This is a genomic window from Proteus sp. G4380 (assembly GCF_963885725.1).
GTDB classification, from domain to species: domain Bacteria; phylum Pseudomonadota; class Gammaproteobacteria; order Enterobacterales; family Enterobacteriaceae; genus Proteus; species Proteus mirabilis.
The window spans coordinates 81,460-95,209 of the sequence record NZ_CAWPAV010000089.1; the positions used below are offsets into that span (position 1 = coordinate 81,460).

The window sequence follows — 13,750 nt, forward strand, 5'->3', positions numbered from 1 at the left end:
ATAATAAATCCTCTCCGTTGGATATGAACTGTGACGCGAGAGGTTTTTATCTTAAGAGTACTCTCAATGGAAAAATAATATCGTATCAAATTAAATTCCTATGTTGTTTAATCCATCATAATGAAAAAAGAGCCAAGCTCATAATGAACTTGGCTCTTAACATTTACACTTTGTCTTGATTATAAAATCAACTTATTTTTTCTTTTTCGCTTTTGGATTTGGCAGGTCAGTGATGCTACCTTCAAATACTTCCGCAGCCATACCGATTGATTCGTATAGCGTTGGGTGAGCGTGGATGGTTAATGCGATATCTTCAGCATCACAACCCATTTCAATAGCTAGACCAATTTCACCTAACAGTTCACCACCGTTAGAGCCGACAATTGCCCCACCGATAACACGGTTGGTTTCTTTGTCAAAAATCAGTTTAGTCATACCATCTGCACAGTCTGATGCAATTGCACGACCAGATGCTGCCCAAGGGAAAGTTGCTACTTCATAGCTAACACCTTTCTCTTTCGCTTCTTTTTCAGTCATACCAACCCATGCAACTTCTGGCTCAGTATAAGCGATTGATGGAATAACTTTAGGATCAAAGTAATGTTTCTTACCAGAGATAACTTCCGCAGCAACGTGACCTTCATGAACACCTTTGTGTGCCAGCATTGGTTGACCAACAATATCACCAATAGCAAAGATGTGAGGTACATTAGTACGCATTTGTTTATCAACATGGATAAAGCCACGATCATCAACTTCAATACCAGCTTTACCTGCGTCTAATAATTTACCATTTGGTACACGACCGATAGCAACTAATACAGCATCATAACGTTGAGGCTCAGCAGGTGCTTTTTTGCCTTCCATTGTGACATAGATACCATCTTCTTTTGCTTCAACGGCGGTCACTTTGGTTTCTAGCATCAGATTGAATTTTTTGCTGATACGTTTAGTAAAGACTTTAACTACGTCTTTATCTGCCGCTGGGATAACTTGGTCGAACATTTCAACCACGTCAATTTGTGAACCCAACGCATGATAAACAGTACCCATTTCCAAACCGATGATCCCACCACCCATGACCAGTAAACGCTCTGGTACTGTTTTCAGTTGTAGTGCATCTGTTGAATCCCACACACGTGGATCTTCATGTGGAATAAAAGGTAATTCGATTGGACGAGAGCCTGCGGCAACGATAGCATTTTCGAAAGTGATTGTTGTTGTACCTTCACTACCTTCAACAGACAATGTATGTGAGCCTGTGAATCGAGCTTCGCCGTTAACAACATTTACTTTACGGCCTTTAGCCATGCCAGCTAAGCCACCGGTTAACTGAGAAATAACTTTGTCTTTCCAGATGCGAATTTTGTCGATATCTGTTTTCGGTGCATCAAAAACGACACCGTGTTCAGATAATGCTTTCGCTTCTTCGATTACTTTAGCAACGTGGAGTAACGCTTTAGAAGGGATACACCCCACGTTCAGACAAACACCACCTAATGTAGAGTGACGTTCAACTAAAACTGTATCTAAACCTAAGTCAGCGCAACGGAACGCCGCGGAATAACCCGCAGGGCCTGCACCGAGAACCACTACCTGTGCTTTAATTTCAGTACTCATCGTGACCTCATTATTTATTTGTCCGGCGAGTCAGACGATAATCCATATTTAACACCGAGACTTACATACCGCATGCAGTTTACAGAAATGTTAATAAACTGAAAAGCGCTCTAACATGACAGATCTCACAACCTAGAATGTATGACTGCAAAATCTGTCACGGCAATCAGAGAAACCGGCGCTTAGCACCGGTTTAGATGATTACATTACCAAACGACGTAAATCGCTCATGTACTGATTAATCAGAGTGATGAATCGAGCACCGTCAGCACCATCAATCACACGGTGATCGAAAGATAATGACATTGGTAACATTAAGCGTGGTACGAACTCTTTACCGTTCCAGACTGGTTTCATCGAAGAACGAGACAGTCCCATAATCGCAACTTCTGGCGCATTAACGATTGGTGCAAAACCGGTAGTACCGATACCACCAAGGCTAGAAATAGTGAAGCATCCGCCTTGCATATCAGATGCAGTCAGTTTACCTGCACGAGCTTTCTTAGAAACTTCTGCTAATTCATAAGAGAGTTCTAAGATGCCTTTTTTGTTTACATCTTTAAACACAGGTACAACTAAACCGTTAGGTGTATCTACGGCGATACCGATATTGATGTATTTTTTCAGGATCAGTTTCTGTCCATCTTCTGAAATTGAGCTGTTAAAGCGAGGCATATCAGCCAGTGCTTTAGCCGCTGCTTTCATCACAAAGACTAATGGCGTGATCTTAACATCCAGTTTTTTCTTCTCAGCTTCTTTATTTTGCTGTTTACGGAATTCTTCAACCTCAGTGATATCTGCTTCATCAAACAGATTAACATGAGGGATCATTACCCAGTTACGGCTTAAGTTAGCGCCAGAGATTTTCTGGATACGGCTTAGTTCAACTTCTTCAATTTCACCAAATTTACTGAAGTCAACTTTCGGCCAAGGCAACATACCTGGTAATCCACCACCAGCATTAGCAGGTGCAGATTCAGCACGTTTAATTAACTCTTTCACATAAGACTGAACGTCTTCACGTAAGATACGTCCTTTACGACCGGTTCCTTTAACTTTCGCTAAGTTCACACCGAATTCACGTGCTAAACGGCGGATAACAGGTGTTGCATGGACATAAGCTTCGTTTTCAACAAATTCTTCTTTTGCTGCTGGTGCAGAAGCAGGCGCTTTTGCTGGAGCAGAAGGTGCTGCTGATGTAGATGCTGCAGGCGCTGCTGGCGCTTGTGCTGCTGGTGCGGCACCGGCAACTTCAAAGGTCATGATCAGTGAGCCTGTTTTCACTTTATCACCGACAGCAATTTTGATCTCTTTTACTACACCGGCAAAAGGTGCTGGAACTTCCATAGAAGCTTTATCACCTTCAACCGTGATCAGAGATTGCTCTTCAGCAATAGTATCACCCACTTTCACCATCACTTCGGTGACTTCAACTTCATCACCACCGATATCTGGTACATTAACATCTTTAATTGCAGAGGCTGCTGGTGCTGATGCTGCAGGAGCCGGAGCTGATGCAGAAGGTGCTGGCGCGCTACCAGCTACTTCAAATACCATGATAAGAGAGCCTGTGCTCACTTTATCACCGACAGCAATTTTGATCTCTTTTACTACGCCAGCAAAAGGTGCTGGGACTTCCATTGAAGCCTTGTCACCTTCAACCGTGATCAGAGATTGCTCTTCTGAAATGGTATCACCTACATTGACCATCACCTCGGTGACTTCAACTTCATCACCACCGATATCTGGTACATGAACTTCTTTCAGTTCGCTCGCAGCAGGTGCGGCAGCAGAAGGCGCAGGAGCGGCTTCTTGAGCGGGTGCCTGAGCACCCTCTTCAGTATCAAAGATCATGATAAGAGAGCCAGTTTCGACTTTGTCGCCCACGGCAATTTTGATCTCTTTAACAATACCCGCTTGTGGTGATGGCACTTCCATAGACGCTTTATCGCCTTCTACGGTGATCAAGGATTGTTCTTCCTCAATACGATCACCGACTTTCACCATCACTTCGGTGACTTCAACTTCATCTGCACCGATATCAGGGACTTTAATTTCAATAGACATTCACTTTACCTCTTACGCCAGACGTGGGTTTACTTTTTCAGGGTTGATGTTGTATTTTTTGATTGCTTCTTCAACAACCTTCACATCAATCTCACCACGTTTAGCTAATTCGCCTAATGCAGCAACAATCACATAAGAAGTATCAACTTCAAAGTGGTGACGCAGATTTTCACGGCTATCTGAACGACCGAAACCATCTGTACCTAAGACACGATAGTCGTCAGCTGGCACATAAGTGCGAACTTGTTCTGCAAACAGTTTCATATAGTCTGTTGAAGCAACAGCGGGTGCATCATTCATGATTTGAGCAATGTATGGTACACGAGGCTCTTCTGATGGATGTAGCATGTTCCAACGTTCACAATCTTGACCATCACGAGCCAATTCAGTGAATGATGTTACACTGTACACATCGGAACCAATACCATATTCAGTTGACAGAATTTGTGCTGCTTCACGTACGTGACGTAAAATAGAGCCAGAACCCAGTAACTGAACTTTACCTTTCGCGCCTTCCAGAGATTCCAGTTTATAGATACCTTTACGGATACCCTCTTCTGCTCCAGCTGGCATTGCTGGCATATGATAGTTTTCGTTTAACGTTGTGATGTAGTAATAAACGTTTTCTTGTTTATCACCATACATACGCTCTAAACCATCTTGCATAATGACAGCAACTTCATACGCGAAGGCCGGATCGTAAGAGATACAGTTAGGAATAGTCAGTGATTGAATATGGCTATGACCATCTTCGTGTTGTAAACCTTCACCGTTTAGCGTTGTACGACCTGAAGTACCACCAATTAAGAAACCGCGTGCTTGTTGGTCACCCGCAGCCCAACATAGGTCACCAATACGTTGGAAACCAAACATTGAGTAGTAGATATAGAATGGGATCATTGGCAAGTTGTTAGTGCTGTAAGATGTTGCAGCCGCTAACCAAGATGCACCCGCACCCAGTTCGTTAATACCTTCTTGCAGGATCTGACCTTTAACGTCTTCTTTATAGTAAGCAACTTGCTCACGATCTTGAGGCGTATATTGCTGGCCATTCGGGCTGTAGATACCGATTTGACGGAACAGACCTTCCATACCGAAAGTACGTGCTTCATCAGCAATAATAGGGACTAAACGATCTTTAATAGATTTGTTTTTCAACATTACGTTCAACGCACGAACGAATGCGATAGTAGTAGAAATCTCTTTAGATTGTTCTTCTAATAACTGGCTGAAATCTTCCAGTGTAGGAATTTCTAATTTTTCATCAAAACGAGTACGACGAGCAGGTAAGTAACCTTCTAGTTCCTGACGGCGAGCATGCAGATATTTGTACTCTTCTGAATCTTTATCAAAAGTGATATAAGGCAGTTCTGCTACTTTCTCATCGCTAACAGGGATATTGAAACGATCACGGAAATGTTTCACACCGTCCATGTTCATTTTTTTCACTTGGTGAGCGATGTTTTTACCTTCTGCCGTTTCACCCATACCATAACCTTTGATGGTCTGAGCTAAAATAACGGTTGGTTTATCTTTGGTTTCTTTGGCTTTTTGGAATGCCGCAAAAACTTTCTTCGGATCGTGACCACCACGGTTTAACGCCCAAATTTCGTCATCAGTCATATCTTTAACTAATGCGGCAGTTTCTGGGTAACGATTGAAGAAATGCTCACGAACATAAGCACCGTCGCGAGATTTGAAAGTCTGGTAGTCACCATCCAGTGTTTCATTCATTAACTGGATCAGTTTACCGGAAGTGTCTTTACGTAGTAGTGCATCCCAACGGTCGCCCCACATCACTTTGATCACATTCCAGCCAGCACCGGCGAAGATACCTTCTAATTCGTTAACAATTTTGCCGTTACCTGTAACTGGGCCATCAAGACGCTGTAAGTTACAGTTAACCACGAAGCACAGGTTATCTAATTTTTCGCGTACAGCGATAGTGATAGCACCTTTAGATTCTGGCTCGTCCATTTCACCATCACCTAAGAACGCATAAACACGTTGCTTAGTGGTATCTTTTAAGCCACGGTGATCTAAATATTTCAAGAATTTTGCTTGATAAATCGCAGATAGTGGCCCCAAGCCCATTGAAACGGTTGGGAACTGCCAGAATTCAGGCATTAATTTAGGGTGTGGATAAGAGGATAAACCTTTACCACCAATTTCTTGACGGAAGTTATTTAATTGCTCTTCAGTCAGACGCCCTTCTAAGAATGCACGTGCGTAGATCCCCGGAGAGATATGACCTTGGAAGTAAACTAAGTCACCGCCATCATTGTCATTATGAGCACGGAAGAAGTGGTTAAAGCAAACTTCATATAAAGTTGCAGAAGACTGGTATGACGCCATGTGCCCGCCGAGTTCCAAATCTTTTTTGGACGCGCGCAGAACCATCATTACTGCGTTCCAGCGAATAGCAGAACGGATACGACGTTCCAATTCCAGATTGCCAGGGTAAGCGGGTTCATCTTCAACAGGAATAGTATTGATATAATCACTGTGTACAGAGCCACCTAAAGCAATATCAAGACCGCCATTACGGGCTTGTTTTAATACCTGATCAATCAGGAACTGTGCACGCTCAACACCTTCTTCACGGATGACCGAGTCGATCGCTTGTAACCAATCGCGAGTTTCGATCGGATCCACGTCATTTTTCAGCATATCTGACATGGTGTATTCCTTATCTGTTATCTGTTTCTAATGGTTATAGGAGCCTATCTTCCCGTGATACCACGGGGATATGACGGGAAGATAGGCCCTGCTGTTATTACCGCTACCCCTGAATATTGCAGGGAGATAGGTAGTACAGACTCAGCGGTCAGGATCTGTGCTACTAAAATAAATCAGGATGTTGTTGGAGCCGGCGTAAAGAACGCTCACGACGAGTATGTTCACGACTCATATCCAACAAAACATCTTCAATAAAGGCCAGATGGCGGTGTGAAGCTTCACGGGCTGCTTCTGGCTCTCTATTAATAATCGCCTGATAAATCTGTGTGCGATGCTCACTTACAGCAGTTAACATCTCTTTACGTGTATAAAGAAACTCAAAATTTTGTCGGATATTCTGCTCAAGCATTGGCACCATACACCTTAATAAGTGTAGCAAAACGACATTATGAGCAGCTTCCGTAACGATTAATTGGTATTGCAATACCGCATCCGACTCCGCCGCGATATCCCCTTTATCATGAGCATCAATAATGCGAGCATGACTGGCTTTAATACGCTTAAGATCATCATCAGTACCGCGTAATGCAGCATAATAAGCCGCAATACCTTCAAGGGCATGGCGTGTTTCTAACAGATCAAATTGAGATTCTGGATGCCCACTGAGGAGTTGAGCGAGAGGATCGCTAAAGCTTTGCCAAAGGTTATCTTGCACAAAGGTTCCACCACCTTGGCGGCGTAATAAAAAACCTTTTGCTTCCAATTTTTGGATTGCTTCACGCAATGAAGGACGCGATACATCAAATTGCTTTGCCAGCTCACGTTCAGGCAGGAGTTTTTCTCCCGGACGTAGGGTGCCTTCTAAAATAAGATGCTCAAGTTGTTGTTCTATCACATCAGAAAGCTTTGGTTGGCGGATCTTTGTGTAAGCCATATTGCTAGAAGCCATTATTGGATAACTATTACCTTGGTTATTGAAATGTCAATTGGTAATACCAATTTAATGTAATGGATAATAAAGTAACAAAGTATTTACTAACTGTCCATACAGTTGTTGAGCGAAATCATAAAAACCTGCAAATTTTAACAAATTATTTGATAAATTCATCAAATTTGATAACTAGATCGCATTATTAGAAAAGATTAAAAACACTATTTTTTAACATTGATTAAACACATAAACAGTCACACTGAAGCGTGACAGCATTCATATATTGATTGTCAATGCAAAAATATCAATTATTAATGCATTTTGTTGTGTTATTTTGCTAATAGTGCTCGGTAATATGACCAATTAAAATGAGGTCCCGGATCTGTTTTCCGACCAGGTGCGACATCACTATGTCCGGTAATATTTTCTTTAATGCCCGGATAGTGTTCAATAAGTTGCTGAGTGAGTGTCGATAATTGCTGATATTGCTGCGGCGTAAAGTCACACTCATCGGTTCCTTCTAGCTCAATACCAATCGAGAAATCATTGCATTTCTCTCGCCCTTTATAGAAGGAAACCCCAGCATGCCACGCTCGTGCCGTAAAAGGCACATATTGCACAATTTCACCATCACGGCGAATTAAACAGTGCGCAGAAACACGCAGATGTGCAATCTCATTAAAAAAAGGATGATCATCAACAGCAAGCGTATTGGTAAACAGTTGATCAATATAAGGTCCACCAAATTGCCCAGGAGGAAGACTGATATTGTGGATAATCAACAATGAAGGGATTTCACCTTCAGGTCTATTGTCATAATTTGGCGATGGAACGTGCTTTACTCCCGTTAGCCAGCCTTGCTTAATCTCCACAACACCCCTCTTTTTTCTACATTTAAAATCATATTAGCTATTTTTATTAATAATATCCGCCAATTAATGCGAACTTGCTCTCAATAATAGTGGTTAATTTTGTATCACGCCTTTTTCTTTTCGATATTTTACTCAATTCTTAGCTTCTCTATTCGCCAATAAAACGCTTTTTTCTCATACTTCAACAGGTTATTTATCAAGGAGAGAAAAATGAATACATTAAATTATCACTCAACAGAGAATGGATTCACGCTAATGGAATTGATGATTATGATTGCCATTATCTCAATTTTAAGCTCAGTGGCGATCCCTGCTTATCATGGTTATATCCAAAAGGCCGCCTTAACTGATGTATTACAAACCCTGTCGCCTTATCGTTCTGCAGTGGAACTTTGTCACTATGAACATCAATATAACCAATGCCATGCTGATGCCAGTTTTATGCCTCAACAATTTCGTAGTCGATACCTTACTGATATTCATGTTGCCAATGGCGTTATTAGTGCAAAAGGTAAGGCTCAACTAGAAGGGCTAACCATCGTAATGACTCCTGCAACAAACAGTAAAGAGACACTTCCCCATTGGCAAATTAACTGCACATCAACTAACACCGCGTTACAAAAGCTATGCCATAAGGTTTTTAAATCTCATTAAACCAATCTAACGACAACCTCAACCAAGGTGGAAAAGCCAATAGGCTCTGTTTCTAGCCCTTACCATCCATAAATCATTTATCGTAAAAAAGAGCTTTCATGAATAATACTATCCATACAGCAACAGAGTTTATTGAGCAATTGTTACGTCACAGCCTTGCTCAACGTGTTTCTGATCTTCATTTAGAGCCACAACAAAATAGCCTGAGAATTCGCGCGAGAATTGATAATCATCTAGTGTTGTTTTCTCCCCCTGACAATCAATTAGCTAACGAGATCCTGACACGTTTAAAAATCCTCGCGAATATTAATATTGCCGAAAAACGCCTACCACAAGATGGTCAATTTAATTGGTCTTACCAGAAAAACAATTATTCAATACGTGTTGCGACACTTCCTACTTTATATGGAGAAAAAATAGTTTTACGGCTCATGAATAATCTGCAACAGCCACAATTAGCACAGTTAGGTTTTCAAACAATTCACCTAACACTATTAAAAAAATATCTTACTCAACCTCAGGGAATGATTTTAGTCACCGGCCCCACAGGGAGTGGTAAAACTTTAACACTCTATAGTTGTTTACAATATTTAAATAAAGATAATCGTAATATTAATAGTATTGAAGATCCTATTGAGTTACCTCTCCATGGCATTAATCAAACACAAATAACAGAAAAAGCTGGTATTACTTTTGCAACAATATTACGGGCACTATTACGCCAAGATCCCGATGTTATTATGATAGGTGAAATACGTGATCAACAAACAGCAGAAATAGCAATAAAAGCGGCACAAACAGGCCACCTAGTTTTATCAACACTGCATACTAACTCTACCCAAACAACACTCGCCCGTTTGGCTAATTTAGGCATCGCAAAAGATTTAATCGACTCTTGTGTAAAATTAATTATTTCTCAACGTTTAGTTCGTTGCTTATGTAGCAACTGTAAATACCCATCACCTGAACAGAAAAATTTCATTATTAATAATCAACAAATTATATTACCCAATTGGCAAGCAACAGGTTGTCAATTTTGTTATTCCGGCTACAAAGGCAGAACAGCTATTTATGATTGTTTTGAACTTGCCAAGCAATCACTTCCCTCACCTTACGCACTATTTAACTCAGGTATTGAACTGATAAAGAAGGGGATCACGTCTTTAGATGAAGTTTATCAAGTAGTCGGAGATATTGAATGAAATTACATTTTATCTATCGCTATAATGCATTAACTTATCAAGGAAAATGGCTAAGTGGCAACGTTGTCGCTCAATCTAAACATGAAGTTATTGATCAACTTATTCAACAACAAAAATTACCAGTAAAAATTCGCCTATATAGGGTAATAATCTTTCAAAATAGTGATAAACAATACCGCATTCAACTTCTTGAACAGTTAGCGTTATTACTTCATTCAGGCTTAGCACTTTTGCCCGCATTAACACTGCTTAAAGAAGAATGTCGTTATTTACATTGGCAATGTGTTTTAAATGATATTATTTTTCACCTAAATCAAGGAGGCGCACTATCTAAACAGTTAAGTCGTTATCCACTCTATTTTCCTGCTAATTTAACCCATTTTATTTATATTGGTGAAGAGAGTGGTAAGCTTGATGAAGTTCTCTTATTACAAACAACACAATTAAAAAACCAGCGGGATTTAATAAAAAAAATAATAAAAGCTTTTCAGTATCCTCTATTCTTATTATTAACATTAATCGTTATTACAATATCTATGTTGATCTATGTTTTACCTGAATATCAATCTTTATACAGTGCATTTAATACTGAGCTACCGATGCTAACATTAACCTTAATTAGATGTTCTCAATGGTTTTCTCAATATAGTTTAATTATCCTGCTGTTTATATTAATAATTTCTTATAGCTATTACACTATTAAACACCATAGTGCTAAATTTCGCGACATTGAACAACGATGTTGGCTTAATCTTCCTTACTTGGGGGTCTTATTAAGATATCACCAGCTACATATTATTTTTCAGATAATGACGATTACACAACAAGCTGGATTACCACTATTACAGGGGTTAAAAATTATTACAGAGCAATTAACGCATTCACTGTATCAACGAGCACTCACTGATATGATAGCGCATATTACTCAAGGCAAATCACTTAGCTCATTTATGCGACATAATCCTCTATTCCCGCCAATCTGTTATCAATTGATCTCTTCAGCAGAAAATTCTGGACAACTACAGTTTTTTTGCCAGCAACTTACCCACTGGTTTTATCATCAATTAGAAGAACGTCTTGATAGTGTAAAAACATGGCTTGAGCCTATTTTAATGACACTGATCGCATTGATTACTGGCACGCTTATTATTGCGATGTATCTTCCGGTGTTACAACTAGGTGATACCATACATTGATGCTAGCAATATCCTAAAGTCATTAACAATGCGTCTAATAATCAAAACATCAGTGATACAATGCATCATCATTACATTTTGATATATTAATAGCCGATTAAGCGAAGATTTAGCCACTTACTGTAAGCTAGGCTGTCAGGGTAGCAGAAAATCGCTTATCATAATAACTGAATAAAACCCAAATATTGCGGTTATTATCTTGTGATAAAAATCAGTTTAAGCTTTAGAATATCGCAATCAACAGTAAATTTTGATTAATTAAAAATAGACGAACGCAATGACTTATACAGTTGCTCTTACAGGTGGTATTGGTAGTGGTAAAACGACCATCGCTAATGGTTTTGCCTCACTCGGCGTCCCTCTTGTGGATGCGGATGTCATTGCACGATTAGTGGTAGAGCCTGATTCGCCAGGATTAAAAGCCTTACAGCAACACTTCGGTGACACTATTTTATTGCCTGATGGCAAGTTAAATAGAGCGCAATTACGTCATATTATTTTTCAAAATCAACAAGAAAAAGCGTGGGTAAACCAGTTACTCCATCCACTTATACAACAAGAGACGCAAAAACAAATTCAACAAATTCGCGCCCCTTATTTTATTTGGGTTGTTCCTTTATTAGTTGAAAATAAACTAACACATTTAGCCGATCGTATTCTTGTGGTTGATGTGACTGAAGAAGAACAAATTACCAGAACTATGCAACGTGATGGTGTAAGCCGAGATCATGTACTCAAAATTTTACAAGCCCAAGCTAAAAGAGAACAACGATTAGCCGTTGCTGATGATATTATTGAAAATCACGATAATAGCTTAAATCAAGATGAACAAATAAAACAACTTCATCAGCATTACTTAGAATTAGCTCAAAAAAGCAATACAGGACAATAGCCATGAGTGAAGAAACCTCAACAATTATTTTTGAACACCCGCTTAATGAGAAAATGCGTTCATGGCTTAGAATTGAAAACTCATTAATTCAATTAAATAGTTTTCAATCTATTAATTCATTATCTTCTGCATTATCTTTTTTTCGTGCCGTTTCAGAATTTATTGAAGTTTTAGATCGCGGGGAGATCCGCGCAGAGCTACTTAAAGAGTTAGAAAAAAGACAAAAAAAACTGCAACAGTGGTTATCCTTTCCTAATGTCGATAAAGAGATTGTCAGTCATATTATTAATGAGTTATCAGAAAGTGCTTGCGCATTAAGTAAAGCACCACGTATTGGACAACATTTAAAACAAGATAAAATCATCAGCTTAGTAAAACAACGCCTCAGCATTCCGGGAGGATGTTGTAGCTTTGATGTCCCTACTTTGCATTTGTGGTTAAATCTTCCTCAAACGGTGCGTACTGAAAAGTTAACTTGTTGGCAGGAAGGGTTATATCCTCTACAAAATGCATTAAATGCCCTATTAACACTTATTCGTCAATCAGATACATTTAAACCGGTATTAAGCCATAATGGTTTTTATCAAGACAGTACGGAAGAAGGTGAATTATTACGGATCAAACTACTTGCCAGCCAGCAAATTTACCCTCAAGTCTCAGGACACAAAAACCGTTATGCTATTCGCTTTTTGCCTCTTGACAGTGAGCATGGCACAATCCCTTCTGAACTACCTTTTGAGATTTCATGTTGTTAATATAGCTTAATATCAACAACAGAAATCATCTCAATTAAATTCAGGAGAGATAATGAGCGAAAAATTAATAGTGAAATGCCCAACATGCCGAACCGAGGTAATATGGGATGAAAGTAGCCCTTATCGTCCTTTTTGTTGTAAGCGTTGCCAGTTAATCGATTTAGGCGAATGGGCGGCTGAAGAGAAGCGAATTCCAAGTCAAAGCGAAAGCAATGACAGCGATGAATGGAGTGAAATGCCAGAGCAAGATCCTAAGCCGTTTAATTAAACGCCCACAGCATACTCATACAGCCACAACAATCATGAAGTGGCTGTATTGATTATTTTTGCAATAAGGCAACAATAGAGCGATTAGCTGGTGGAAAATCTTCGGCATTTAAGGACATAATAGGTATCCAGCGGGAAAGTTGCCCCTCTTTACCGTAAGGTTTATTTTCCCACTCTGTGACTAAAAAGAATGATAATGTAATATGCCTATCAATAAAATCATGCTCTACCGTTTCAAGCAACTGGCATTGTGTCACATTAATACCTATTTCTTCTTGCAACTCACGGTATAATGCCTGCTCTGGCGTCTCTTTATCTTCTAGTTTTCCACCAGGAAACTCCCAATATCCTCCCATATGAGATGTCAAAGGGCGTTGGGTAATAAATACATTATTTTGCTTATCACAAATCACACCTGCAGCAATATGTAGTTTTTTTTTATCTATCATAAACAGCCTTATTAGATCATACGTTTCACTGACAAACTTCACCATTATACCGTAGATCCAATAGTATGAGGTTGATTTTCTTTCTTCACTATTCGGCATCTGCTCCCCCCCCTGATGAACGACCCGCAAAAGTTGGACTCTTTTCGTTTAAACTCAATCATCACTA

General features: G+C 39.8%; 12 protein-coding genes. 6 read left to right on the forward strand and 6 right to left on the reverse strand.

Translation table 11 applies throughout. The features are described 5' to 3' along the window. Window positions 1-192: 192 nt before the first annotated feature. The 5 genes from lpdA to ampD all read right to left on the reverse strand — a co-directional run bounded on the left by lpdA (window position 193) and on the right by ampD (window position 8,169). Window positions 193-1,620: a dihydrolipoyl dehydrogenase gene (gene lpdA, locus AACU98_RS07790; protein ID WP_004244077.1), complete on the reverse strand. Its 1,428-nt coding sequence runs from the start codon at window positions 1,618-1,620 to the stop codon at window positions 193-195. Window positions 1,621-1,821: 201 nt separating this feature from the next. Continuing rightward, the gene (gene aceF, locus AACU98_RS07795; protein WP_036907593.1) at window positions 1,822-3,687 is read right to left on the reverse strand and encodes a pyruvate dehydrogenase complex dihydrolipoyllysine-residue acetyltransferase; all 1,866 of its coding nucleotides are present in this window, start codon (window positions 3,685-3,687) and stop codon (window positions 1,822-1,824) included. A 12-nt stretch (window positions 3,688-3,699) separates the two neighbouring features. Continuing rightward, window positions 3,700-6,366 (reverse strand): pyruvate dehydrogenase (acetyl-transferring), homodimeric type, encoded by a 2,667-nt coding sequence (gene aceE, locus AACU98_RS07800; protein ID WP_004244080.1) that lies wholly within the window; start codon window positions 6,364-6,366, stop codon window positions 3,700-3,702. Window positions 6,367-6,529: 163 nt separating this feature from the next. Continuing rightward, complete coding sequence (gene pdhR, locus AACU98_RS07805) at window positions 6,530-7,300, reverse strand: pyruvate dehydrogenase complex transcriptional repressor PdhR (RefSeq protein WP_161735788.1); 771 nt, start codon at window positions 7,298-7,300, stop codon at window positions 6,530-6,532. 326 nt (window positions 7,301-7,626) lie between these two features. After that, window positions 7,627-8,169 (reverse strand): 1,6-anhydro-N-acetylmuramyl-L-alanine amidase AmpD, encoded by a 543-nt coding sequence (gene ampD / locus AACU98_RS07810; RefSeq protein WP_004250361.1) that lies wholly within the window; start codon window positions 8,167-8,169, stop codon window positions 7,627-7,629. Window positions 8,170-8,379: 210 nt separating this feature from the next. Here ampD and ppdD point away from each other — a divergent pair, with 210 nt between their 5' ends. The 6 genes from ppdD (at window position 8,380) to yacG (ending at window position 13,136) form a co-directional block, all read left to right on the forward strand. Beyond that, window positions 8,380-8,823: a prepilin peptidase-dependent pilin gene (gene ppdD / locus AACU98_RS07815; RefSeq protein ID WP_161735781.1), complete on the forward strand. Its 444-nt coding sequence runs from the start codon at window positions 8,380-8,382 to the stop codon at window positions 8,821-8,823. A gap of 98 nt (window positions 8,824-8,921) precedes the next feature. Then, window positions 8,922-10,025 (forward strand): ATPase, T2SS/T4P/T4SS family, encoded by a 1,104-nt coding sequence (locus AACU98_RS07820; RefSeq protein WP_161735783.1) that lies wholly within the window; start codon window positions 8,922-8,924, stop codon window positions 10,023-10,025. Then, entirely contained in the window at window positions 10,022-11,221 is a 1,200-nt protein-coding gene (locus AACU98_RS07825) for a type II secretion system F family protein (RefSeq protein WP_012368229.1), read from the forward strand. Before AACU98_RS07820 ends, AACU98_RS07825 begins: the two co-directional genes overlap by 4 nt. A 277-nt stretch (window positions 11,222-11,498) precedes the next feature. Continuing rightward, window positions 11,499-12,113: a dephospho-CoA kinase gene (gene coaE, locus AACU98_RS07830; RefSeq protein WP_004244087.1), complete on the forward strand. Its 615-nt coding sequence runs from the start codon at window positions 11,499-11,501 to the stop codon at window positions 12,111-12,113. A 2-nt stretch (window positions 12,114-12,115) separates the two neighbouring features. Beyond that, the gene (gene zapD, locus AACU98_RS07835) at window positions 12,116-12,868 is read left to right on the forward strand and encodes a cell division protein ZapD (RefSeq protein WP_004244089.1); all 753 of its coding nucleotides are present in this window, start codon (window positions 12,116-12,118) and stop codon (window positions 12,866-12,868) included. Between the two features lie 52 nt (window positions 12,869-12,920). Beyond that, entirely contained in the window at window positions 12,921-13,136 is a 216-nt protein-coding gene (yacG, locus tag AACU98_RS07840; protein WP_004244091.1) for a DNA gyrase inhibitor YacG, read from the forward strand. A gap of 52 nt (window positions 13,137-13,188) precedes the next feature. On the opposite strand, the gene mutT is transcribed toward yacG, so the two are convergent. Further along, window positions 13,189-13,584, reverse strand: coding sequence for an 8-oxo-dGTP diphosphatase MutT (gene mutT / locus AACU98_RS07845; protein ID WP_012368230.1), 396 nt, complete (start codon window positions 13,582-13,584; stop codon window positions 13,189-13,191). Between the last annotated feature and the right edge of the window lie 166 nt (window positions 13,585-13,750).